The sequence below is a fragment of the Nocardiopsis alba DSM 43377 genome (genome assembly GCF_000341225.1).
GTDB classification, from domain to species: domain Bacteria; phylum Actinomycetota; class Actinomycetes; order Streptosporangiales; family Streptosporangiaceae; genus Nocardiopsis; species Nocardiopsis alba.
The window spans coordinates 117,911-139,867 of sequence record NZ_ANAC01000014.1; the positions used below are offsets into that span (position 1 = coordinate 117,911).

23 protein-coding genes are annotated in these 21,957 nt (G+C 71.2%); 16 read left to right on the plus strand and 7 right to left on the minus strand.

From position 1 onward, the window contains the following. Window positions 1-23: 23 nt before the first annotated feature. Both D451_RS0116440 and D451_RS0116445 read left to right on the plus strand, forming a co-directional pair. Entirely contained in the window at window positions 24-1,397 is a 1,374-nt protein-coding gene (locus D451_RS0116440; protein ID WP_026125126.1) for a sensor histidine kinase, read from the plus strand. After that, window positions 1,394-2,053: a response regulator gene (locus D451_RS0116445; RefSeq protein ID WP_017535236.1), complete on the plus strand. Its 660-nt coding sequence runs from the start codon at window positions 1,394-1,396 to the stop codon at window positions 2,051-2,053. The genes D451_RS0116440 and D451_RS0116445 overlap by 4 nt, the downstream gene beginning before the upstream one ends. A 16-nt stretch (window positions 2,054-2,069) precedes the next feature. On the opposite strand, the gene D451_RS0116450 is transcribed toward D451_RS0116445, so the two are convergent. Continuing rightward, window positions 2,070-2,783: a nuclear transport factor 2 family protein gene (locus D451_RS0116450; protein ID WP_017535237.1), complete on the minus strand. Its 714-nt coding sequence runs from the start codon at window positions 2,781-2,783 to the stop codon at window positions 2,070-2,072. A gap of 317 nt (window positions 2,784-3,100) precedes the next feature. Here D451_RS0116450 and D451_RS0116455 point away from each other — a divergent pair, with 317 nt between their 5' ends. Together D451_RS0116455 and D451_RS0116460 are read left to right on the plus strand one after the other, a co-directional pair. Then, entirely contained in the window at window positions 3,101-4,054 is a 954-nt protein-coding gene (locus tag D451_RS0116455; RefSeq protein WP_014908204.1) for an oxygenase MpaB family protein, read from the plus strand. Window positions 4,055-4,098: 44 nt separating this feature from the next. Then, window positions 4,099-4,320: a DUF3099 domain-containing protein gene (locus D451_RS0116460; RefSeq protein WP_017535238.1), complete on the plus strand. Its 222-nt coding sequence runs from the start codon at window positions 4,099-4,101 to the stop codon at window positions 4,318-4,320. 21 nt (window positions 4,321-4,341) lie between these two features. Here D451_RS0116460 and D451_RS0116465 read toward each other — a convergent pair whose 3' ends face one another. Next, a complete protein-coding gene (locus D451_RS0116465) occupies window positions 4,342-5,439 on the minus strand; it encodes a pyridoxal-phosphate-dependent aminotransferase family protein (protein ID WP_017535239.1) in 1,098 nt (365 codons plus the stop codon). Between the two features lie 150 nt (window positions 5,440-5,589). On the opposite strand from D451_RS0116465, the gene D451_RS0116470 reads away from it, so the two are divergent. The 3 genes from D451_RS0116470 to D451_RS0116480 all read left to right on the plus strand — a co-directional run bounded on the left by D451_RS0116470 (window position 5,590) and on the right by D451_RS0116480 (window position 9,107). Further along, window positions 5,590-6,126, plus strand: a complete 537-nt coding sequence (locus tag D451_RS0116470) for a GNAT family N-acetyltransferase (protein WP_014908719.1) — start codon at window positions 5,590-5,592, stop codon at window positions 6,124-6,126. A 166-nt stretch (window positions 6,127-6,292) separates the two neighbouring features. Next, a complete protein-coding gene (locus D451_RS0116475) occupies window positions 6,293-7,783 on the plus strand; it encodes an aminopeptidase P family protein (RefSeq protein ID WP_026125127.1) in 1,491 nt (496 codons plus the stop codon). Between the two features lie 322 nt (window positions 7,784-8,105). Beyond that, entirely contained in the window at window positions 8,106-9,107 is a 1,002-nt protein-coding gene (locus tag D451_RS0116480) for a hypothetical protein (protein WP_014908225.1), read from the plus strand. Window positions 9,108-9,150: 43 nt separating this feature from the next. Here the strand turns inward: D451_RS0116480 and D451_RS0116485 are convergent, their stop codons facing one another. Beyond that, window positions 9,151-10,089 carry an LLM class flavin-dependent oxidoreductase gene (locus tag D451_RS0116485; protein ID WP_017535240.1) on the minus strand — a complete coding sequence of 313 codons (939 nt, stop codon included), beginning with the start codon at window positions 10,087-10,089 and terminating at the stop codon, window positions 9,151-9,153. Between the two features lie 120 nt (window positions 10,090-10,209). Between D451_RS0116485 and D451_RS0116490 the strand changes: the two genes are divergently transcribed. Next, complete coding sequence (locus D451_RS0116490; RefSeq protein ID WP_017535241.1) at window positions 10,210-10,641, plus strand: hypothetical protein; 432 nt, start codon at window positions 10,210-10,212, stop codon at window positions 10,639-10,641. A 22-nt stretch (window positions 10,642-10,663) separates the two neighbouring features. Here the strand turns inward: D451_RS0116490 and D451_RS0116495 are convergent, their stop codons facing one another. The 3 genes from D451_RS0116495 to D451_RS0116505 all read right to left on the minus strand — a co-directional run bounded on the left by D451_RS0116495 (window position 10,664) and on the right by D451_RS0116505 (window position 14,914). Continuing rightward, complete coding sequence (locus D451_RS0116495; protein ID WP_017535242.1) at window positions 10,664-11,842, minus strand: saccharopine dehydrogenase family protein; 1,179 nt, start codon at window positions 11,840-11,842, stop codon at window positions 10,664-10,666. Window positions 11,843-12,001: 159 nt separating this feature from the next. Further along, complete coding sequence (locus D451_RS0116500; protein WP_017535243.1) at window positions 12,002-13,612, minus strand: BCCT family transporter; 1,611 nt, start codon at window positions 13,610-13,612, stop codon at window positions 12,002-12,004. A 282-nt stretch (window positions 13,613-13,894) separates the two neighbouring features. Then, the gene (locus D451_RS0116505) at window positions 13,895-14,914 is read right to left on the minus strand and encodes a LacI family DNA-binding transcriptional regulator (protein ID WP_017535244.1); all 1,020 of its coding nucleotides are present in this window, start codon (window positions 14,912-14,914) and stop codon (window positions 13,895-13,897) included. Window positions 14,915-15,230: 316 nt separating this feature from the next. Between D451_RS0116505 and D451_RS0116510 the strand changes: the two genes are divergently transcribed. The 6 genes from D451_RS0116510 to D451_RS0116535 all read left to right on the plus strand — a co-directional run bounded on the left by D451_RS0116510 (window position 15,231) and on the right by D451_RS0116535 (window position 20,405). Next, entirely contained in the window at window positions 15,231-15,431 is a 201-nt protein-coding gene (locus D451_RS0116510) for a hypothetical protein (protein WP_017535245.1), read from the plus strand. 394 nt (window positions 15,432-15,825) lie between these two features. Continuing rightward, on the plus strand, window positions 15,826-16,872 hold the full coding sequence (locus tag D451_RS0116515; protein WP_017535246.1) for an extracellular solute-binding protein: 1,047 nt from the start codon (window positions 15,826-15,828) through the stop codon (window positions 16,870-16,872). Further along, entirely contained in the window at window positions 16,872-17,732 is an 861-nt protein-coding gene (locus D451_RS0116520) for an ABC transporter permease subunit (RefSeq protein WP_017535247.1), read from the plus strand. Before D451_RS0116515 ends, D451_RS0116520 begins: the two co-directional genes overlap by 1 nt. Next, window positions 17,729-18,490: an ABC transporter permease gene (locus D451_RS0116525; RefSeq protein ID WP_014908977.1), complete on the plus strand. Its 762-nt coding sequence runs from the start codon at window positions 17,729-17,731 to the stop codon at window positions 18,488-18,490. Before D451_RS0116520 ends, D451_RS0116525 begins: the two co-directional genes overlap by 4 nt. Further along, entirely contained in the window at window positions 18,487-19,602 is a 1,116-nt protein-coding gene (locus tag D451_RS0116530; RefSeq protein ID WP_017535248.1) for an ABC transporter ATP-binding protein, read from the plus strand. Before D451_RS0116525 ends, D451_RS0116530 begins: the two co-directional genes overlap by 4 nt. Before the next feature lie 26 nt (window positions 19,603-19,628). After that, window positions 19,629-20,405, plus strand: coding sequence for an MBL fold metallo-hydrolase (locus D451_RS0116535; protein ID WP_017535249.1), 777 nt, complete (start codon window positions 19,629-19,631; stop codon window positions 20,403-20,405). Between the two features lie 215 nt (window positions 20,406-20,620). Here D451_RS0116535 and D451_RS28455 read toward each other — a convergent pair whose 3' ends face one another. Continuing rightward, window positions 20,621-20,764 (minus strand): hypothetical protein, encoded by a 144-nt coding sequence (locus D451_RS28455; RefSeq protein WP_017535250.1) that lies wholly within the window; start codon window positions 20,762-20,764, stop codon window positions 20,621-20,623. A 622-nt stretch (window positions 20,765-21,386) separates the two neighbouring features. On the opposite strand from D451_RS28455, the gene D451_RS28085 reads away from it, so the two are divergent. Together D451_RS28085 and D451_RS0116550 are read left to right on the plus strand one after the other, a co-directional pair. Next, window positions 21,387-21,563, plus strand: coding sequence for a hypothetical protein (locus tag D451_RS28085; RefSeq protein ID WP_017535251.1), 177 nt, complete (start codon window positions 21,387-21,389; stop codon window positions 21,561-21,563). A 70-nt stretch (window positions 21,564-21,633) separates the two neighbouring features. After that, the gene (locus tag D451_RS0116550) at window positions 21,634-21,831 is read left to right on the plus strand and encodes a hypothetical protein (protein ID WP_017535252.1); all 198 of its coding nucleotides are present in this window, start codon (window positions 21,634-21,636) and stop codon (window positions 21,829-21,831) included. Window positions 21,832-21,957: the final 126 nt, after the last annotated feature.

Sequence of the window (21,957 nt, forward strand, 5' to 3'; positions counted from 1 at the left end):
GCCCGAGCCCTAGCTTGGAGGTCATGAACACGCGTATCGGCTCCGGCGCCCGGCCGGACACCCTGCTGCGGGCGATGACCGGCCCGCGCTACCTGGTCACGGGATGGGCCTGGCGGGCCCTGGCCTACACCTTCACCACCCTGATGGTGGGTGGTGTCCTGTTGCTGGTCGCCGCGCCGATCTACGCGCCGTGGGCGATCTTCGTCTCGATGATCGGCCGCGATACCTCCGTCGCCGGCTACATGGTCTTCACCTTCGTGGCGGGGGTGGCGATGGTCCTCTTCTTCGCCCCGCTGGTCGCGATCCCGTTGGGGGCCCTGGAACGGCGCCGCCTCCGGCTGGTCCTGCCCGGCCCCGCCGGCAGCGGCCATCGGACCCCGCCGCCCGGCCTGTGGGGGTGGGTCCGTACCCGCTACACCGAGGCGTCCACGTGGCGGGAGGTCGCCTACGCGGGGGTGATGGCGGTCGGGTTCGGTCTGGCCCTGGTCCTGGTCGGCTCCCTGACCACTCTGACCCTGGTCCTGGCGGCGAGCCCGCTCATCCTCGCCTCCGACGGGGAGGAGTACGTCAGCATGGGATGGACGGTGCTGACCAGTCCGGCCGAGGCCGTCCCCTACGCCCTGCTCTCTCCCGTGGTGCTGATCCTGCTCGTGTACTGCTGTGGAGCGCTCTCCTACGGGCACGGAGTGGTGGCCCGCGCACTCCTGGTGGGCCCGCCCAAGGAGGAGCTCTACGCCGAACTGGACCAGGTGACCGAGTCGCGGGCGCGTCTGGCCAACGCCTTCGAGTACGAGCGTCGCCGGATCGAACGCGATCTGCACGACGGGGCCCAGCAACGTCTGGTGGCGCTGAGCATGGACCTGGGCATGGCCCGGGTCGATCTGGAGGAGGGTTCGCCCGCCGATCTGCGCGTGGCGGCGGCCCAGGTCAAGGTGGACGACCTCATCGACGAGCTGCGCGAGCTGGTACGCGGGATCCATCCGCGGGTCCTGTCCGACCGGGGTCTTCCCGCCGCCTTGGCCGAGTTGGCCGATCACACCCCGGTCCCGGTCTCACTCGCGACCGACCTGCCCCGACGTCCGCCCGCACACGTGGAGGGCACCGCCTACTTCGTCGTCGCCGAGGCGCTCACCAACGTCTACAAGCACGCCGGGGGAGGGGCCGTCACCGTCCACGCCGAACTGCGCGGGGACCCCCGAGGGGAGACGCTCGTGGTGGAGGTGACCGATCAGGGGCCCGGGGGCGCCGACCCCGCGCGGGGCAGCGGCCTCACGGGGATGGCGGACCGGGTCGCGGTCATGGGCGGCACAATGGATCTGTCGAGTCCCGTGGGTGGGCCGACCCGGATCCGAGTGGAGCTGCCGTGTACGAACGATCGCCCCGAGGCGGCGAAGTGACCCCCGTTCCGACCGTGCTCGCCGAGGACGGGGTGCTGCTCCGCGAGGGGCTGGTGGGGGTGCTGGAGCGCTTCGGCTTCCCGGTGGTGGCCGCGGTCGGCGACGCCGAGGAGCTGGTCGAGGCGGTGGCCGAGCATCGGCCGGGGCTCGTGGTGACCGACATCAGGATGCCGCCGGACTTCAGCGACGAGGGGTTGCGGGCCGCCGTGCGGCTGCGCCGTGAGCATCCGGATCTGGCGGTGGTGGCCCTCAGCCAGTACGTGGAGCTGAGTTACGCCACCGACCTGCTGGACTCCGGGGACGGCAAGGGCGTGGGCTATCTGCTCAAGCAGCGGGTGGGGGACGTGCGGGAGTTCGCCTCGGTACTGCGCAACGTCGTCGAGGGGGCGACCTTCGTCGACCCCGAGGTGGTCCGTCAGCTGCTGCGCCGCAGCGCCGACCCGCTCCAGAGGCTCACCGCCCGGGAGCGACAGGTGCTCGAACTCATGGCCGAGGGGCATTCCAACAGCGCCATCGCCCGCAGGCTGGTGGTCGGGGACGCGGCCGTGGGCAAGCACGTCGGCAACATCCTGGCCAAGCTCGACCTGCCGCCCGACGACGGCGTGCACCGCCGGGTCCAGGCGGTCCTGGCCTATCTGCGGGGCCAGGCCGGCTGAACCCGGACGTGGACGCTCAGCCGTCCATGGAGCGGTCCAGGACGACCACGGTCTCGTCGCCCACGACCCAGGCGTCGTGCCCGGGCGGGACGAACGCCACCTGGCCGGCCTTCAGCTCGCGCTCGACACCGTCGGAGGTACGGAACCTCATGGTGCCCTGCATGAGCGTGAGCGAGTGGGTGAGCATGCACAGGTCGGTCCCGATGTCGGGACGCAGGTGCTCGCTCCAGCGCCACCCCGGTTCCAGGGTGAGACGGTTGATGTTCTGGCCGCCCAGGTGCACCACCTCGGAGTGCCCGTGATCGAACTCCATGCGCTCGTCGGAGGCGTCGAAGTCGCCGACGCGCACGGATTCGGGGGACTCCTCGTCCCAGGCCTGCACCATGGACTGGTGGACGATCTCGCCGTCGGACAGGTCCAGCATGGAGATGCTCTTGACGGTGAGGCCGTCCGGGTAGGTGCAGCGCTCGGTGTAGGCGGCGTGGTCGCCGTCCGTCACGTAGTCCAGGACCTCGTGGTCCAGGTCCATCGAGTAGACCTCGCGGATGAAGTCCTCGATGGAGTCGCGCCCCTGGATGACGGTGGGGGCGCTGGGCGGGGTGCGGCGGTCCACGGTCTCCATGTCCGCGTCGTCGGCGAACCTGCTGACGAGGGCTCGTACGTCGCCCTCCTCCACGGCCCGACGGAACGCCTCGATGTCGAATCGGGTGCCGCTGGTCGTGTCCGCCATGGGGAAGACCCCCTTCCGGAGGAACGGTAGGCACGCTCCACTTGTGGGTGCCTCTCCTTCCAGCGTCCTCCCGACCCTGCCCCCGTTTCGATCAATCTCCGGTCATGTCAGGGTTTGCCCGGCCGGTGAAGGGGGAGCGGCAGGGCCTACGAGGCCGAAGATCGAACCGGGCTCGGTCGTGACGTTCGAAGTGTCCCCGTCATGGGAAATATCCCCTTCCGTCGGACGCCTTCGGAAGGCGCCGCCGTGCCGGGCGCGCCCCGTCCGCGGGCCCGGCTCCGGAGCCCCCCCCGCCTGAACCCGGAGGAGAGAACAGGATGCAGCCGACGGTCGCACCCCCCGAAAGCGTCACCTGGCGTATCCACCTCGATCGCTCCATGTGGGTGGCGGGGGTGCGGGCGCTCATGCTCCAGGCCCTGCACCCGATCGCGATGCAGGGGGTGTGGCAGCGTTCGGACTTTCGTTCCGATCCCACCGGCCGTCTCCTGCGCACCGCGCACTTCGTCGCGGTCACCACCTATGGGAGCCCCGACGAGGCCGACGCGTTGGGCGCGCGTATCCGTCGCGTCCACCGGGCCCTGACCTTCACCGATCCCGGGACCGGGCGTCGTCACCGGGCCGATCAGCGCGATCTCCTGGTGTGGGTGCACTGCGCGGAGGTCTGTTCCTATCTGGAGACCACCCGGCGGGCCGGGCTGCGGTTGAGCGAGGAGGACATGGACCGCTACCTGGACGAACAGTCCCGGACCGCCGGCTACGTGGGTCTGTCCCGTGACGACGTGCCGCGCGACCTGGCCGGGATGCGCCGTTATCTGGCCATGGTGCGCCCCACCCTGCGGGTCACCCCCGAGGCCCGGAAGGTGGTCCGTTTCCTGCTGTGGCCCGATCTTCCCGAACGGCTGGCCTGGGCGGCCCCGCTCAAACCGCTGTGGTTCCCGGTGGGCGCGATGGCGTACACGACCCTGCCGGACTGGGCGCGCCGTGCCTACGGGGTGCTGCCCGAGACCCCCGGGGCCCGCGCGGCGGCCACGGCGGGGCTGCGGATGCTGCGTTCGGGGCTGGACCGGGTGCCCGAGCGCTACTACAACCTGCTCTTGGACGAGGCCACCGTGCGCAGCGCCAAGGACGCCGAACGCCGTCTGCTGGAGGCCGGCTACCGGAAGAGGGACACGGCCAGGGCTCTGCGTTCGTTCGCCCGCTCGAGGACACGCCCTCCGACCGTCGCCGCGGCGCCCCGAACGCGCTCGACCGTCCCCGAACCGGCGGGATAGCCTGGAAGAAGGGACGACCACACCAACGGGAGACCGGAGGTGACATGGTCAAACGCAGGAAGGTCCAGTACGCCCTCGTCATGGGGCTGTGCCTGGTGCTGTTCACCGGATCCGCCCCCGTGTACTACCTGTTCGGCACGGGGTGGGCGGTGGCGATGTGCGTGATCGCGATGTTCCTGCCGCCGATCGCGGTGACCCTGGGCAACATCTCCGACCCGGACGATCCGCGCGACCACGACAACAGGTACGGGCCCAACGCCGAGTAGGCGGTCGGGCCCGTAACCGGTTCAGCGCTCCAGGACGCGGCGCAGGGCGGCCAGCACCAGCTCGGCCCGGTCCAGGCGCGCGTTGTGCCCCATCAGACCGATCCGCCAGATCGACGCCGCGTAGGGGCCCACGCCCGCGCCGATCTCCAGACCGAACTCGCGCAGCAGCCGCTCACGGACCTTGGCCGAGTCGACGTCCTCGGGGACGCGCACCGACGTCAACTGGGAGAGACGGTGGCCCTCCTCCGCGAACAGCTCCAGGCCCATCTCCGTCAGCCCCTCGCGCAGCCGCGCGCCGGCCTCCTCGTGACGGGCCGCCACCGCCTCGGGGCCCTCCTCCTCGATCCGGCCCAGGGCCGCGTCGAGGGAGGCGACCATCGCGGTCGGGGCGGTGTGGTGGTAGGCGCGACCACCGGGACCGCCGCGCACGTAGGCGCCCAGCAGCCCCAGGTCCACGTACCAGACCGGCGGGGACTGCACCCGGCGCTCCCAGGCGCGCTCGGAGAAGGTGAAGGGGGCCAGACCCGGGGCCACGCCCAGACACTTCTGGGTGCCCGAGTAGGCGATGTCGACCCGCCAGGCGTCCAGCTCCATGGGCATGCCGCCCAGGGAGGTCACGCAGTCCACGAGCAGCAGGGTGTCGTCGGAACGCTCGCGCAGGGCCCGGCCCAGCGCGCCGATGTCGCTGACCACGCCGGTGGAGGTCTCGGCGTGCACCGCGGCCACGATCGCGGGGGAGGGGTGGGCGGCCAGTACGCGCTCCACGTCGACGGGACGACCCCACTCGTGGTCCACCCGGATCACGTGGGCCCCATAGCGACCGGCGACCTCGCACATGCGCTCACCGAACAGGCCGTTGACCGCGACGACCACCACGTCGCCGTCGCGCACGGTGTTGGCGAAGGCGGTCTCCATCCCCAGGGAACCGGTTCCCGACAGGGGCAGTGTGAGCGGGTTCTCGGTCCCCCACAGGGAACGGAGGCGATCACAGGTGCGTTCCAGCAGAGCGAGGAACTCCGGGTCCAGGTGGCCCAGCAGCGGGGCGGCCAGGCCCAGGGTCGCCTCGGGGTAGGGGTTGCTCGGCCCCGGTCCCAGAAGGATGCGTTCGGTGACTGACATGGGCACACCCTAGGAGACCTCTCCGACCAGGGAGAAATCGGGGTCCGGTCGCGGCCTCCGGAGCCGTAGGATTTCGGCGGACGAAACGGACACCCGTGTGTCCGGGGTGGAGAACCGGGCGGTGGGAACGGTAGGCGAGGGGAGAATCTCATGACCGGAGCGGTCCGGAGCGACGGACCCGGGACCGACGCCGAGACGGCGCGGATCCTGCGGGTGGAGCACGACGACCCGAGGGTCCAGGGGCTGTTGGACGGGCTCCTGGAGGAGTACAGCGAACGCTATGGCGCCGAGGGGGCCGCCGCCGAACTCGGCCGCTACCCGATCACCGAGTTCGCCGCCCCTCACGGGCGCCTGGTCCTGGCCGAACTGGACGGCGAGATCGTCGCGGGCGGCGCGCTGCGCCCCTACCCCGGCGCGACGGAGGACGGACCGAGGACGGTCGAGTTCAAACGGATCTGGACCTCGGCCCGACACCGCCGTCGAGGCCTGGGCCGGCTCATCATGTCGGCGCTGGAGGAGACCGCGCGCGACCTGGGCTACGAGGCGGTCGTGCTCTTCACCGGCCCCTCCCAGCCGGAGGCGGTGGCCCTCTACGAACGGATCGGCTACCGGTGGGTCGACCCGACCACGATCGAGGACCTGCCCTACCCCAAGGCGATCCCCTTCGCGTACGACCTGCGCGCCTGACCAGCCCTCGGGCATGCCCGGCCCTCACCGGGCGTTGTTATGGGCAACGCTATGTCCCGGGGGCGGTGAGGCGGGTGTACCGCCCCCTACGATGGATCATGGGCCGCCACCAGCGGCCCGTACCCGCTTCCACCCTTTCGACGAACTCGACGAGGAGAGTGCACGAGTGAGCGAGCAGCAGCGCCCGGAGGCCGAGACGGACGCCTTCGTGTTCAGTCCACGCAAGAACGGCCAGGCGCAGTCGGTCTCCGACGAGCTCGCCGCGTGGATGCGGACCGGCTGGGCCGACACCGAGATGCGCGACCTGGAGCCGATCGAGCAGGCCGAGCACACCGCCCGCCGGCGTGCCGCCCTCAGCGAGGCCTTCCCGGGCGAGCGCCTGGTGATCCCCTCCGGACAGCTCCTGACCCGGTCCAACGACACCGAGTACCCCTTCCGCGCCGCCACGAACTACGCCTACCTGACCGGTGACACCACCGACGGCAACTGCCTGGTGCTCACCCCTCGGGACGGCGGCGGCCACGACGCGGTCCTCTACCTCAAGGGCCGTTCCGACCGTGACAACGGCGAGTTCTGGCTCGGTGGCTACGGCGAGCTGTGGACGGGGCGCCGCAACAGCCTCGAAGAGGCCTCCGCCCTCCTGGGCGTGGCCACCGCCGACGTGCGCACCCTGCCCGGCGCCCTGCGCGCCGACGGCGTCACCACCCGCGTCGTGCGCGGCCACGACGCCGAGGTCGACGCCATCGTCGACGAGCTGCGCGCCGACGCCGACGCCGAGGCCCGCGCCAAGTCCGCCCGTCTGGACGAGGAACTGGCCGTGACCCTGGCCGACCACCGTCTGGTCAAGGACGAGTGGGAGATCGCCCAGCTCCAGAAGGCCGTGGACGCCACCACGCGCGGCTTCGAGGACGTGGCCGGGACCCTGCCCAAGGCCAAGGACACCTCCGAGCGCTACATCGAGGGCACCTTCTTCCTGCGCGCCCGGGTGGAGGGCAACGACGTCGGTTACGGCACCATCGCCGCCTCCGGCCCCAACGCCACCACCCTGCACTGGACCCGCAACGACGGTCCGGTCCGCGAGGGCGAGCTGCTGCTCCTGGACGCCGGTGTGGAGACCACCACCCTCTACACGGCCGACGTCACCCGCACCATGCCGATCTCGGGCACCTTCACCGATCTACAGCGCAAGGTCTACGACCTGGTCTACAAGGCCCAGGAGGCCGGTATCGCCGCGGTCGCCCCGGGGCGTCCCTTCACCGACTTCCACGAGGCCTCCCAGCGGGTGCTGGCCGAGGGCCTGGTCGAGTGGGGCCTGCTGGAGGGTCCGGTCGACCGCGTCCTGGAGCTGGGTCTACAGCGTCGCTACACCCTGCACGGCACCGGGCACATGCTCGGCATGGACGTGCACGACTGCGCGGTCTCCCGTCAGGAGACGCACCTGTACGGCGACCTGAAGCCGGGCATGGTGCTCACCGTCGAGCCGGGCCTGTACTTCCAGCCCGACGACCTGACCGTCCCCGAGGAGCTGCGCGGCATCGGCGTGCGCATCGAGGACGACGTCCTGGTCACCGAGGAGGGCCGGACCGTGATGTCGGCGGGTCTGCCGCGTTCCTCCGCCGAGGTGGAGGCCTGGCTGGCCGAGCGTCTGCCGCGCTGACCACACCGGCGAACACCGGCGGGCCGTCTCCTGGACACGGGGGGACGGCCCGCCGTCGTCTCGGCGAACTCTCCGCGTGCCGGCGCGCGGAGACGGTGGCCACGACGATCCCGCCCACGCCCGCCTCGGCTCGTTCCGGGCCGGGGGAGTGAGGGATCCGTCCCCTTTCGGGGGCGAACGACGCCCGACGAGGTCAACGAAGGGGCGTCTCGCGCGGTACGCTGCACGGCGGCCGTCTTGAGCATCGGGGAGGCGCCCTGTCGCCTCACCCGATAACGTCGGGGTGGCGTGGAAAGACACAGGAGATCGGGGAGGGCGACTCGTGCGCGCGGAACGGCTGTGGCGCAGGGGGTTGCGGTTTCCGCGCCTGTTCCTGGCGGACCGGACGGTCCTCGTCCACGGCGACGTCGACCCCAACCCGGACCCGCGTAAGTCGCGTTACGAGGCGCGGGCCTTCGACACCCGCTCCCTCCGTCCCCTGGGAACGGCCTTCGAGGCCCAGGGGCCGGTGAACCTGGCGCGGGCCCCGCAGGGGCGGGGATGGCCGCGGACGGTGCTGATCCAGGCCTCGCGCCGCTCGGTGACCGTGCGCGACCCTCGTACCGGCAGCCCGCTGTTGGAGACCGACCTGGCCGAACCGGGCGAGCTGTGGCCCGACGACGTCGCGCTGCGGGTGGTCGACAAGGAGGCGGTGGTCTTCCTCTACGGGGAGGACGGCGACGGCACGACCCGCTGGTGGGCGGTGGACCCCTGTACCGGCGCCGCCGTGCCCGACCTCACCGACTCCCGGCCCGGCCACGAGGCCCGCGGCGAACGGATGTCCTTCGCCGGTGACTACCTGGTGGCGCCCGGACAGGACCCCGGCTTCGATCCGGTCATCCTCGCCGACTACGAGCACCCCAGGGAACGCGTCTACCGGCTGGAGGACGGCGAGTACCTGGGCGAGGTGGAGAGCCACGCCGACTCCGAGACCGTGGCCGCGAAGGTGGGCGGCCGATCCCTGCTGGCGGTGGCCGGCCGGATCCACTCGCTCCCCGACCTGGAGTTGGTCGCCGAACTGGGCGGGCCGCGCACCCTGACCTCCCTGGTGGAGTGGGGAGGCGAGGCGGTCGCCGTCTACCAGGAGGAGGACGCCCGCCCCGGAGGGCTCGGCTCCTGGTACCTGGACCGGTTGCGGGTGCGCCACCTGGACCGGCCGGGGCAGCCGGTGACGGAGATCCCCGGCACCTGGCCGGGCGAGCTGGAGGACCTGGTGGCGGCCCCCGACGGTGTGGTGGTGCTGGCCACCACCGAAGGGGTGCACGCCCTTCACGTGGACCTTTGACCCCGGCCCGGCGCCGTATCCGCCGCCCTCCCCGACGGAGCCGTCATCCGGCGGAAGACGGGGCCCGGTCCATATGGGAGAGCGCCTCCGCGACGAAGTCCAGTTGCTCCTCCCAGCCCATGGTGTCCGCACCGGCGACCACGCGCCGGGCGCCCGCCTCCGCGTAGGCCGTGTAGAGTCCGGCCAGTTCCTCGGGGGTGCGGGCGACCATCGGCGCCCGTTCCGCCTTCTCGGGGGAGATCCCATGGTGTTCGATCAGCTCGCGCACCAGGAGGGCCCGGGCCCGTTCGGCCCTGTCGTCCGTTCCCAGGATGAGGTGGCCACCGACCGTCACCGGAGGCGCGGGCAGCCCACGTTCGTCGGCCGCGGCGCTCAGCCGGGAGATCGCTCCGGCCAGGTCGGGCGGCGAGAGCTGGGAGGGGAACCAGCCACCGCCGTGGCGTAGGACCCGGGCGAAGGCCGCCTCTCCACCGCCGATCCACACCGGGGGCATGGAGGCGGCCGGGGCCAGGCGCAGCGGGGTCTCCTCCTCACCGATGCGGACCTCCTCGCCGGTGACCAGCGACGGCAACAGGTCCAGGGTCGCGTCGGTGGCCCGACCCCGACCTCGGGGGGAGACACCGAGCGCCCGCCACCAGGGGGAATCGGGGAAGCCGCCGATGCCCACACCGAGCTCGATCCGCCCCCGCGACAGGTGCTGGAGGGTGGCGACCTGCGAGGCGACCCAGGGGGCGGGGCGCGGTGGGAGGGAGAGCACCCCGAAGCCGAGCCGCACTCGCTCGGTGACCGCCGCGGCGGCGGCGAGGGTGAGCGCCGGTTCCAAGGCGGGGGTGCCGTCGCCCAGGACCAGGTCGGCGACCCAGAGGGACTCCATGCCGCGCTCCTCGACCATACGGGCGGCCCTGATCGGGTCGGGGGTGGTCGGATCCGTCAGTTCGTCCATGGCGCTGGGAAGGATCGCGCCGATCTCGATGTGCGTCATACCCCCAGGATCGAACCTCGACCAAGGTAGAGGTCAAGGGGCGGATTCGGGGTGGGGGAGAGCGGGGATACCGTCCCCGCGCGGGACCACCGACCGCGCACCCGGACACGAGGAGTCGACATGCGAACGCCCCTTCTCCGCGCCCTCGCCCTGGGCCTGGCCGCGGGCGCGCGCGGCACCCTGGGACCGTGCGCGCCCCTGTGGGCGCGGGCCCGTGACGAGGGACGGGTCGGTGGCCGGTGCCTGGCCGCCCTGACGGTCGCCGGAGAGATGCTCGGCGACAAGACGCCCGCCGTCCCGGCGCGTACGGAGGGCCCCGGCCTGCTCTTCCGGGCCTTCTCCGGTGCCTGGGGCGGGACCCTGTTGGCCCGCCGGACCGGGGCCTCCGTTCCCCTGACCGCGGGGATCTGCGCGCTCACGGCCCCGGTGGGCGCCGCGTTCGGGGTGGGCTGGCGTTCCTGGTGGGGTGAACGACGCCCCGACTGGCAGGGCGCGCTCATGGAGGACGCCGTGGCGCTCTCCCTGGCCGGGTACGCCGTCCGGAGACGGTGAGACCGACCCCGCGTCCTCCGGCTCAGTCCTCGAACACGTCGAGCACGCGGAACTCCACCCCGGCCCGGGGCAGACGTTCGATGAGCGCGTCGCCCATGGCCACCGCCGTGGTCACCTGGCCCGAGGTCGGCGGCAGTTCGTCGCGCCACAGGCACAGGGCCGACTCCGCGAGCATGCCCGAGGTCGCCCCGTAGCCGGGCTCCCCACCCGAGACCAGGGTGTGGACCCTGCGGCCCCCGCCCGTGCCCACGAAGTGCACCGTGAACCAGCCCTCGGCGAGCGCCTCCTCGTCGGGGCCCTCACCGGGGGAGCGCAACGACAGGAGCCGCTCCCGTAGAGAGGGCACCCGGACGGCGGCCAGCACACCGGCGGCCCCGGCGGCCGCGCCCGCCGCGCTGGACAGGTGCCGGAAGGCCGCGTAGTGCCCGTACGAGAAGTCGGGGCCGTAGCGCTCCAGGGAGGCGGCCGAACGCGCCACGACCAGCGGGTCCAGGGTCGGCAGCGGCAGCGTCCACCCTCGGGCCAGGCGTGTACGGGGCCTGCCGCTCCGGTCGATCCGCACCCGGCGACCCTCCGGCCGGCCCTCCATCGCACGCCGCTCCCGAGAGGCCTCCTTCATACCGCCGAGGTCGGAGAAGGCGCCCAACGCCGAACGCAGGGTGCCGCCCGAAGCGGTCCCCTTGGCCCGCACGAACCCCTCCAGGTGCAGAGGGACGCCCTCGGGCAGTCGCTCCACGGTGAACAGAGCGCCCAGGTCGTAGGGGATCGAGTCGAAACCGCAGGAGTGCACGATCCGCGCGCCGGTGCGTCGGGCGGTCTCGTGGTACCTCATGTACATCCGGTCCACGAAGGCCGGCTCGCCGCACAGGTCCACGTAGTCGGTGCCCTCGGCCGCGCACGCGGCGACCAGGGGCTCGCCGTAGTCGGTGTAGGGGCCCACCGTGGTGACGACCACCCGGGCGGAGGCGGCCAGAGAGCGGATCGAGGCGGCGTCGTCGATGTCGGCCAGGAGCAGGTCGGGCGTGGGCCGGTCCGGGTCGATCTCGGCCAACTCGGCCCGGAGCGCCTCCAGCCTCTCTCCGTTCCGTCCGGCCAACGCCCAGCGCAGCTCGCGGGGGGAGTTCTCGGCCAGGTACTCGGCGGTGAGCGTCCCCGTGTACCCCGTCGCGCCGAACAGGACGATGTCGTAACCGCGTTCCATGAAAACCCTCTGTCGATCGGCCATCGTGTCGCGCCTCGTGGTCCCCCAGTCTGTCAGGTCGCCCCGCGCCGCACGGCCCCGCCCATCGTTCCGGTGGGAATGCGAAGGGCCCCGCCCCGCCGTCGTGGCGGGGCGGGGCCCTCTCGGGTCGGTTCGGGCTCAGACCTTGGCCGGCACCTCGACGGGTGCGGTCTCCTCGACCGGGGCGGCGACCTCTCCGGCCAGGAGGGTCGGGGTCACGATCCCCTGTTCCACGGCCATCTCCCGGATCAGGCGAGGGGTGGTCCACAAGGACGGCAGCATGATCAGACCCACCGGCACCGCGGTGACCACGATGAAGGACTGGAGCGCTTGTACGCCGCCGTCCCCGATGGTCAGCAGGACGACGGCCGCCACGCCCATGCCCACGCACCAGAACGCGCGGATCAGGGAGCGCGGTTCGCCCTCGCGCATGCTCGACGCGGAGATGGCGTAGGACATCGCGTCCATGGTGCCCGCGAAGAAGATCAGGGTCACCACGACCATGACCAGGGCGGTCAGACCGCTCATCGGCAGGGCGTCGACGATGGCCAGGGCCGCGGCGGGCAGCCCGTGCTCGGCGTAGGGGCCGGAGATGACCCCGGGGTCGCTCTGCTCCAGCCACAGACCGGTGCCGCCCAGAGCGGTGAACCACAGTCCGGTGACCACGGCGGGCAGCACGGTCGCGCCCAGGAAGATCTGGCGCACCGTGCGGCCCTTGGAGATCCGCGCGATGAAGATCGCCATGAGCGGGCCGTAGCCGATGAACCAGCCGAAGAAGAAGACGGTCCAGTAGCCGAGCCATTCCTGGTCGCCGCGGAACAGCGTCATGGGCACGAACTCTCGGATGTGCACCGCGCTCGCCTGGAGGAACAGGTCCACGACGTAGGGGAGCGAGGCCAGCCCCACGAGCAGGACGATCAGGGCCAGGGCGGCCCAGACGTTGATCCGGCTGATCAGCTGGATGCCGCGGTCGAGGCCGCTGAGCACCGACACCGTGGCGACCAGGGTCAGCCCGATGATGACGATCACCTGGGTCCCGTAACCGGAGGAGAGCCCGAAGACCTCACCGCCGATGTAGGACATCTGGAGACCGAGGAAACCGATCGGGCCGACGGTGCCGGCGACCACCGCGACCACGCAGCAGATGTCGACGACCGAGCCGATCCAGTGGGTGCGGATCCGGTCGCCCATGACCGGCCACAGCAGGGTGCGCGGGCGCAGGGGCATGCCCTTCTCGACGCCGCGCATCATCACCAGGGTGGCGAGCGATCCGCCGATCGCCCACGCGGGGAAGCCCCAGTGGACGAAGCTCTGCGCCATCGCGACGGCGGCCCCGTCCATGCCGCCCTGGACGTCGGCGTACTGCGGCGGCGCGTCGACGTAGTGGGCGATCGGCTCTGCCGCCGCCCAGAAGACCCCGCCCGCGGCGAGCAACGTCGTCAGGATCATGGCGACCCAGCGGAACCAGCCGAACTCGGGTGTGACATCACCGCCCATACGGACCCGCCCGTAGCGGGACATGGCGAGGACGGTGATGACGGCCACGGTGGCCAGGAGCAGGACCTGCCAGTAGGCGCCGAACCAGCGTGCGGACCAGGCGAAGGCGGCGTCGACCCCGGCGCTCACCTGCGCGGGGAGGATCAGGGCGGTCAGGACGAACGCGACCAGGAGGCCGCCGGAGACGCCGATGACCCAGGGGTCGGGGCGACTTCCGGTCTTGGGCACGGGTGTGCGCTGTTCGGAGGACATGGAGTGAAGAGATCTCCTCGAATAGGAGCATGGGACCGGGCACGCCTTCGGGCGCTTCGGGAAGTCTGAAGAGAATGGCCGTCACAGCGGTACCGACACGGCGGACGGCGAAGGCCCCGGACACGGGACCCGACGGAGTCTACGTGCGTTCTCCCCCGGTGCGGCGGGGTGAACGGGGTGCGACCGCACACGCCGGTGTGTGTTCTCGAACGCGTTCTCCCCGGTCATGGGGGTTTTCCGGTTATTTCGTCCGTTCGGCGGGTACGAGTGGCCGAGTGTGCTCTATCGGTCGTCGAGAAGGGCCACCGAGCCCCGGTCCATCAGCCGGACCGGAAGGCGGACCGTCTCGGTCCCGGTGCCGGTCAGCAACCGCATGATGTGGTCGCCCAACAGTTCACGGTCCAGGCGCAGCGTGGTCAGACCGGGGTCCAACAGGGCCGAGGTGGGCAGGTCGTCGTGGCCGATCACGCTCACGTCGCTCCCCACGCGTAGGCCGAGGGAGCGGGCGGCGTCGTAGACGGCGATGCCCAGGTGGTCGGAGTTGAGCACGAACGCCTCGTGCCCTTCGGTCGAGGTGAGCCTCTCGGCCGTCATCCGCGCCACGTTCTCGTGGTCCAGGGGGCAGCGCACCACCGTTCCGGCCAGCCCCCACGCGGCGCACCTTCGGTGGAACTCCTCCTCACGTCCCCCGTCGGCGGCCAGCCCCTCCGGGGCCGTCACCAGGGTCGCGCCTCGGTGACCTCGAGCGCGCAAATGTTCCAGGGCCAGGGAGACGGCGGCGTCGTCGTCGGGGCCCACGGTGGAGACGCGTCCGCCCGGACCGGACAGGTCCGGGTCGGGGGTGCAGTTGAACGCCACGACGGGGACGTCGGGGTGGCGGGGCAACCAGTCGGAGAGGGGGCCTCCACGGCCGATGGGGGTGATGGCGACACCGCCCACCCCTTCGGTGCCGAGCCGGCGCAGCACCGATTCCTCCCGCGCGGTGTCGTAGTCCGAGCTCAGGATGAGCAGGGAGGCGCCCTCCCGGTGGGCGCGCACCTCCATGCCGCGCAGCACGTCCAGGAAGAAGGGGTTGCGCATGTTGCGAATGACCACCCCGTAGAGAGATCTGCGGCCGGTACGCAGCTCTCGGGCCCGGCGGTCGACCTGGTAGTCGAGTTCGTCGGCGGCCCGCCTGATCCGTTCGGCGGTGGCGGGGGCGACGCGGCCCCGTCCGTTCAGGGCGAAGCTGGCCTGGGCCACCGACACCCCGGCTCGGGCGGCGACGTCGCGCAGGGTCGCGCGTTTGCGGGGCTCGGACACGGGTTCCTTCCAGGGAACGGGGCGGTGGACGCGCCGGTGGCGTGGGCTCGGGACACGCGGTGGGGGAACGCGGTCCACCCCTTGTCGATCGATCGTTCCATCGGGGCCGCCCCGGGTCCACTCGTCGCCGCGTGGACGGGCCGTTCCTGTGGAGGCGTTCTCGAACGAGACTGAGAGAAAATCCGACACGACGGTATCTATCGTGACAAACGACACCAAATCGTTACCATGGGCCGTGTTGTGACCACCACGAGTGGGCCGCCGGTGGCGTGTGCGAAACGGCCGGAGGGCCGGCGGGCCACGGACGGGGAGAGCCATGAACGACGACAGCACTCGAGACGGTGTCACACCCCGACGTACGGGTTGGATCGCCGGAGCGGTCCTGGCCGCGACGGCCGTCGCCCTTCTCACCGCGGGATGCCCCGGATCCGGGGACGGCGGAGGCGGTGGCGGTGGATACGGCACCGTCGAAGGGGAGATCCACGCCCGGGAATCCGCGCCGACCGATCATCGATGAGACGTCCGGCCTCGGGGCGGGCCCCTGTCCGAACGGCCCGATCGCTCCGGGGTCACGTCGACGCGCGGGGTTCTCACGGGCTCCGCGCGGACTTCTCCACCCGCCTCACCTCCACCCCTTCCCGATCGTCCCTCCCTCCGGCCCCTCGCACCTCCCCTCGGTTCCGTGGTCGTGATCGACCTCCACAGGGGGCGCGTTCATCTCCCCGCCCTCCCCGGCCCCTGTGTCGCCCGTCTCCCGAGTGTGTGACGGCCGGCTGTTCCCACGGCGTTCCCCTTCAGGACACATATCGAGACATCGCAGGTCACCCCTGTGGTTAATCGTTTCATCAGGAAGCACTCTCGGTCCGCCCCTCGGCCCGCGAACGGGTCTTCGTTCCCCTGATGGAGCCTTCATGTCCCACCGACACACGGTGATCCCCGCGACCGCCACCGCGGCCGCCCTCGCCCTGGCCCTGACCTCCTGCGGCAACGTGGCGGCGCCCGAGGGCACCGCCACGGGCGACGGGGAGATCGTCATCACCTACAACTCGCCCACCGAATGGGGCAACTACGGGCGGGTCCTGTCCACCTTCACCGAGAGGACCGGGATCCAGGCCCCCAACGACCCCAAGAACTCCGGGCAGGCCCTGGCCGCCCTCCAGGCCGAGAAGGGCGCGCCCGTCGCCGACGTGGCCTACACCGGCATCGCCTTCGCCGAGCAGCTGACGGACGCCGAGGTCCTCCAGGACTACGTCCCCGAGGGCGCGGACCAGGTCCCCGACGACCTGCGCGACCCCGACGGGGCCTGGACCACCGTCCACACCGGGACCATCGCCTTCATCGTCAACGAGGACCACCTCGACGGCGCCCCGGTCCCCACCGGCTGGGAGGACCTGCTCGAGCCCGAGTACGAGGGTCTGGTCGGCTACCTCGACCCCACCCAGGCCGCCGTCGGCTACTCCGTCGCCACCGCCGCCAACCTGGCCCTGGGCGGAACGCTCGAGGACTGGGGCCCGGGCCTGGACTACCTCGACGGTCTCAAGGAGAACGGGGCCTCGACGGCGGCCCAGACCGCGACCGCGAAGGTCGCCCAGGGCGAGATCCCCATCCTCATCGACACCGACTTCAACGGCTACAAACTCCAGGACGAGGGCGCCGACGTCTCGGTCGTCATCCCCGAGGAGGGTTCCCTCCAGATCCCCTACATCGTGGGTCTGGTCGCCGGTGCCCCCAACGAGGACAACGGCAGAGAGCTCCTCGACTTCTACTTCTCCGAGGAGGGGCAGGGCCTGTTCGCCGCCGGGTACATGCGCCCCGTCATCGGCGACCTGCCCGAGGACGTCGCCGAGCGCGTCCTGCCGGACGAGGACTACGAGCGGGCCGTCACCATCGACTACATCGAGCAGGGCGCCCGCCAGCAGGAGTTCATCGAGCTGTACCAGGACGAGGTGGGCTTCTAGTGCCCGTCCGCGCCCCTGCCCGGGGGCGCGCCGTGCCCGGCCCGGCCTGGCTCGCCGCGCTCCCGGCCCTGATCGTCATCGGTCTGTTCAGCGTCCACCCCGTCATGGTGATGGTGGCCGGCTCCCTGGGCGTGGGACGCCCACCGGCCGACGAGGGTCTCACCCTCGACCACTACACGCGCGCCTTCGGATCCGAGACCGTCAGATCCGCCCTGCTCGACTCCGTGCTGATCGCCGGAGGTTCGGTCCTCCTCGTCCTGCTGGTGGCCGTTCCGGTGGTCCTGCGCCAGGCCGACGACGACCGACACGGTCGCGGTGGCGTGGCCACCGACGTCCTGCTGACCCTGCCCATCGCCCTGCCCGGCATCATCATCGGCTTCTTCGCGATCGTCCTCACCGGTCGTACCGGGCTGTTGGGACTGGCCTGGGGCGGGTTCTCCGGTCTCGCCTACACCTTCTCCGGCCTGCTGGTGGCCTACATGTACTTCTCCCTGCCCCGGGTCCTGGGGCCGCTGCGGGGCGCCGCCGCGACCCTCGACCCGGCCTTGACCGAGAGCGCCCGCACCCTGGGCGCCTCCCGAACCCGGGTCTTCACCACCGTGACCCTGCCGCTGCTGCTGCCCGCCCTCATCGAGACGAGCGGGACGGCCATCGCGGTGGCCCTGGGCGGCTACGGCACGGTCGCGACCCTCTCAGAAGGGGTGCGGCTGCTGCCGCTCAACGTCGCCAACGAGCTCACCACCGGCTACCGGCTGGCCGACTCCTCGGCCCTGGCGGTGATCCTCGCGGTGACCGCCGTGCTGGCCCTGGTCCTGGGGCGGGCGCTGTCCCGCCTGGTCCGTAGGGCGGTGGCCGCATGACCCGCTTCGTCAGCCGCGCCACCTGCGCGTTCGTCCTCATCCCGATCCTGGCCACCCTGGTCGCCGCCACCAGCGTCGACTTCTCCCAGGGGCCCTGGGGCGGCGGCGTCACCCTCGACTGGTTCGCCTACGCCTGGCCGCCGCTGGCCCCGGTGATCGGCCGGAGCCTGGCCGTGGCCGCGATCGTGGTCGCGCTCAACCTCCTCCTCGGAGGGCCGCTGGCCTGGTGGGTGGCGCGGCACCCCTCTCCGCTGACCCGGCTCACCGGTTACCTCGTCAACGTGCCCCTGGCCGTACCGGGCATCGCTCTGAGCGTGGCGCTGGTGGGCACCTACCCGATGCTGCGCCCCAGCGGTCTGCTGCTGGTCATGGGCCACCTGGTCTTCACGCTGCCGTTCACCCTGGCCGCGTTGACGCCGGCCCTGGCCGACACCGAACTGCGCACCAACGAGAGCGTGGCCCGCAGTCTGGGGGCCGGTCCGCTCCGAGTGCTGCGCACCATCACCGTTCCGGCCTGCCTGGTCGCCGTCACCCAGGCGGTGACCATGGTCTTCGCCCTGTCCTTCGGCGAGTTCAACGTCTCCTTTTTCATCAACCCTCCGGCGACGTCGACCGCGCCCTTCGCCCTGTTCGACTCCTACTCCACCCAACGGCTCGAATCGGCCTCGGCCCAGTCGGCGATCTTCATCGCCTTCGTCGTGCCGGTCCTGACCGCCGTCGTCCTGGCCCGCCGCCGTGCCCCGAGGAGGACCCCGTGACCACCACCGTTTCCACCGACTCGCGGAGCGGGGGCCCGGACGGCGCCGTCCGGGCGGCCGGTCTGGCCGTGGACGACCTGAACGTCCGCTACGGCGACACCACCGCGGTGGAAGGCGTATCCCTGGACGTGGCCCCGGCCGAGACCGTCGCCGTCATCGGCCCCTCGGGCTGCGGCAAGAGCAGCACCCTGCGCGCCGTCGCCGGCCTGGTCCCCGTCGCCGGGGGCACGATCACCCTGGCCGGCCGCGACGTCACCTCGCTGGATCCGGCCCGGCGCAACGTCGGACTGGTGCCGCAGAACTACGCGGTGTTCCCGCACATGACCGTGGCCGCCAACATCGCCTACGGGCTGCGCGCCAGAGGGGTGCCCGCCTCGGAACGACGGGCCCGGGTGGGCGAGATGCTCGACCTGACCCGCCTCACCGAACTGGCCGAACGCCGCCCCGACCAGCTCTCGGGCGGTCAGCGGCAGAGGGTGGCGCTGGCCCGCGCGCTGGCGATCCGCCCCGACACCCTGCTCCTGGACGAGCCCCTGGCCGCCCTGGACCCCCAACTGCGCGGGGGACTGCGGCGAGAGCTGTCCGGCATGCTCGCGGCCACCGAATGCGCCACGCTCATCGTCACCCACGACCAGCGCGAGGCGCTGTCCCTGGGGTCGCGGATCCTCCTGCTCCGGGACGGCCGCCCGGTCCAGTTCGACACTCCGCGGCGGCTCTGGGACGACCCGGCCGACGCGTTCGTCGCCGACTTCCTGTCCGGGGCGGTACTGCTGGAGGCCGAACGCGACCACGACCACGCCGTGGTCATGGACGGACGCTGGCGGATCCCGGTGCGCGAGCTGGACGTGCGCCCGACCGAACACGGGAGCACCCGCCTGCTGCTGCACCACGACGGCCTCGGCGTGGTCGACGAGGAGGAGACGCCCGATGACGGATCCGCGCTGGTCGCGGAGGTGGAGCACGTCGAGTTCACCGGCGACGCCCTCCACCTGACCGTGCGCGCCGGAGGGCACGCGCTCGGGGTCCGGGTACCGCCCGGAACCCGCGTCGGCCGCTCCGTGGCCCTGACCGTGAACCCGGGCCGGGCCGCGCTGCTCACCCCGAACCCCTGACGACCGCACGCCCCGAAAGGACGGACATGCTCGAACTGGAGATCCTCGGATCCAACGCGACCGCGCCGACGAAGAAGGGCCCAGCCTCCTGCTACCTGCTGCGCACCGAGACCGGTGTGCTGCTGGTCGACGCGGGGCCCGGCTCGCTGGCGGCCTACTGCGCCCGCCACGAACTCTCCGAGCTGCGCGGCATCGTGGTTACCCACCTGCACGCCGACCACAGCCTGGACCTGATGGCCTGGGCCTACCGATGGACCTTCCCCGAGGAACTGCCGTCGATCCCGCTCTTCTTCCCCGAGGGCGAGGCCGAACGGTTGGCCGCCTTCGACGCGGTCTTCGGCATCCCGACGCTGCCGACGATGAACCGCCCCATCGCTCAGTCGTTCGAGGCCCGTCCGATGGCGCGGGACGGTGTCACCGTCTACGAGGTGGACGGGCTGGTGTTCCGCTCCTTCGCCGCCCACCACAGCGTGCCCTCGGCGGCGCTGCGCTTCGAGGCGCCGGACGGACGGGTGCTCGCCTTCTCCTCCGACACGGGCCTGTGCGATCCGCTGGTGGAGGCGGCCCGCGACGCGGACCTGTTCGTCTGCGAGGCCACCTACCTGGAGGCCGACGAGCGGGCGCTGCACGGTCACGGCCATCTGACCGCCCGGATGGCGGGGGAGGTGGCCGCGAGCGCGAACGCGCGGCACCTGGTGCTCACCCACTTCGCCGACCCCGCCGACTGGGAGGAGGGCCGACGCCGGGCAGCCGAGGTCTTCGACGGCCGCCTCGACGTGGCCGTCCCCGGCAGCCGCTTCTGAGAGATCCCCGAGGGCGGCGGCCGTATCGGGGTACGGCCGCGCCGTGCGCGGCGGCCGACCGGCCCTCGACACGCCCCGTCCGTGACCGACGGCCGACCTCCGAGGGGGTGGGCTATCCGGCCTCGGGGGCCGGAACAGTGGGTTCGGGGTGGATCCGCTCGACCCCGTCCCGCGCGGTGTACATGTCCCAGTAACGCTCGGCGAGGTCGTCCGGATCAACGATCGGGAACGTGTCGAGCAGAGTGGATCCGGCCGAAGCGGTCGCGGACGGCCGCGATCAGCGCGGGCACCTCGGCGGGCTCGGACAGGTCGGCGGAGAAGGCGGCCGCTTCGACGCCCTCGTCGGCGAGCCTCTTCACGAGCGTGTCGAGACGATCCTTACGGCGCGGGACCAGGGTTGTGAGGGCGTCGGGGTGTGGCCAGGGCAGGCTATGAGCGTCGAGATGTCGATGCCGCTCTCGGTAGCACATGCTTGCCGCGGTTGAGGCCTCGCAGAGCTCCCCAGCATCGGCTGAACAGCGAATTCACCGAGGGGAGGGCCGTGGGGAGTCTTCTTCTGTGTGGTCTTCATTGCGAATAAAATCCGACAAAAGTCTCGAATCTTGAAAATTCGGAAAATTTTTATTCTAAATATGTCGATGACCTGCGATGATTCAAGGGCGGGGCGAGAAGTTCACTCAGTGCGTTTGCAATCACGAGAAGATTAAGGCAAGCTGATATTCCCCTGTCTTCTGGACGGGGGTGCCTCGAAGCTCAAAACGACCTCCTGCTGCAACAGGGGGCCGTTGAGGTGTGTCAAGTTAATAGTGCGAAGGAGACTCGCTGGATATCCCGCCCCAAGAGCCCTCCGACTCCCTTGAAGTATTCCCGGAAGCGGTGCAGATGTCAACAAGATATCCGCAGTTCACGGCGCTTCTTTTCGGGGGAGGAGGTCTGGCCGCTTCTTTGGCCTGGGCTTTTGCTGCACTGCCCGGATGGGCTGTGGTCATCCTCGCCCTCATCATCGCTACATCCTTCGCGACCCCGGTGTTCGCGCTGGGTGCTGTGACATGGGTCGGCCTCAGTGCCGAATCCGTGGGGAGAAGGAAGAGCGCGGAGAGGATCTTCGAGCTCCTCTTGGAGTTCTTCAGGATCGTCCTCCGCAGTCCGGGCAGCTGAATCACCCCTGGTCGGGTGCCCAGAACGGGGCACCCGACCCTCCTTCGTCACCGACTTCAAGGAGATCCACATGTCCGACCCCCGTTACAGCCGTTACCGTGTCAGGGCTCACTACCGTGCCGACGGTACTTACGTGCGCAGCCACTACCGCAATAAGCGCTCCGCGCCCGTGGCCAACACCGGTATCACCGGATCGGAGTTGATCGGAGGAGTACTCGCCCTCCTCTTCTTCATCGGATTGATCGGCGCGAACATGCCCACTCCTTAGGTCGGGCGTTCATCCGCTTCGGGGTGAGCGCGCTCACCCCGAAGCGGATGCCTGTACGAACAGGGTTTCTCCGGCATTGGGTTCCACAGGACACTCATCGGACTCCGAAAGTCCGCTCCCTTCTCG

Excerpts from the sequence above, each read along its gene's own strand:
- D451_RS0116495 (WP_017535242.1), bottom strand. The coding sequence starts at position 11,842 with ATGGAACGCGGTTACGACATCGTCCTGTTCGGCGCGACGGGGTACACG.
- D451_RS0116470 (WP_014908719.1), top strand. The coding sequence starts at position 5,590 with ATGACCGGAGCGGTCCGGAGCGACGGACCCGGGACCGACGCCGAGACG.
- D451_RS0116440 (WP_026125126.1), top strand. The coding sequence starts at position 24 with ATGAACACGCGTATCGGCTCCGGCGCCCGGCCGGACACCCTGCTGCGG.
- D451_RS0116510 (WP_017535245.1), top strand. The coding sequence starts at position 15,231 with ATGAACGACGACAGCACTCGAGACGGTGTCACACCCCGACGTACGGGT.
- D451_RS0116455 (WP_014908204.1), top strand. The coding sequence starts at position 3,101 with ATGCAGCCGACGGTCGCACCCCCCGAAAGCGTCACCTGGCGTATCCAC.
- D451_RS0116525 (WP_014908977.1), top strand. The coding sequence starts at position 17,729 with ATGACCCGCTTCGTCAGCCGCGCCACCTGCGCGTTCGTCCTCATCCCG.
- D451_RS0116550 (WP_017535252.1), top strand. The coding sequence starts at position 21,634 with ATGTCCGACCCCCGTTACAGCCGTTACCGTGTCAGGGCTCACTACCGT.
- D451_RS0116535 (WP_017535249.1), top strand. The coding sequence starts at position 19,629 with ATGCTCGAACTGGAGATCCTCGGATCCAACGCGACCGCGCCGACGAAG.
- D451_RS0116450 (WP_017535237.1), bottom strand. The coding sequence starts at position 2,783 with ATGGCGGACACGACCAGCGGCACCCGATTCGACATCGAGGCGTTCCGT.
- D451_RS0116460 (WP_017535238.1), top strand. The coding sequence starts at position 4,099 with ATGGTCAAACGCAGGAAGGTCCAGTACGCCCTCGTCATGGGGCTGTGC.
- D451_RS0116500 (WP_017535243.1), bottom strand. The coding sequence starts at position 13,612 with ATGTCCTCCGAACAGCGCACACCCGTGCCCAAGACCGGAAGTCGCCCC.
- D451_RS0116465 (WP_017535239.1), bottom strand. The coding sequence starts at position 5,439 with ATGTCAGTCACCGAACGCATCCTTCTGGGACCGGGGCCGAGCAACCCC.
- D451_RS0116515 (WP_017535246.1), top strand. The coding sequence starts at position 15,826 with ATGTCCCACCGACACACGGTGATCCCCGCGACCGCCACCGCGGCCGCC.
- D451_RS0116490 (WP_017535241.1), top strand. The coding sequence starts at position 10,210 with ATGCGAACGCCCCTTCTCCGCGCCCTCGCCCTGGGCCTGGCCGCGGGC.
- D451_RS0116485 (WP_017535240.1), bottom strand. The coding sequence starts at position 10,089 with ATGACGCACATCGAGATCGGCGCGATCCTTCCCAGCGCCATGGACGAA.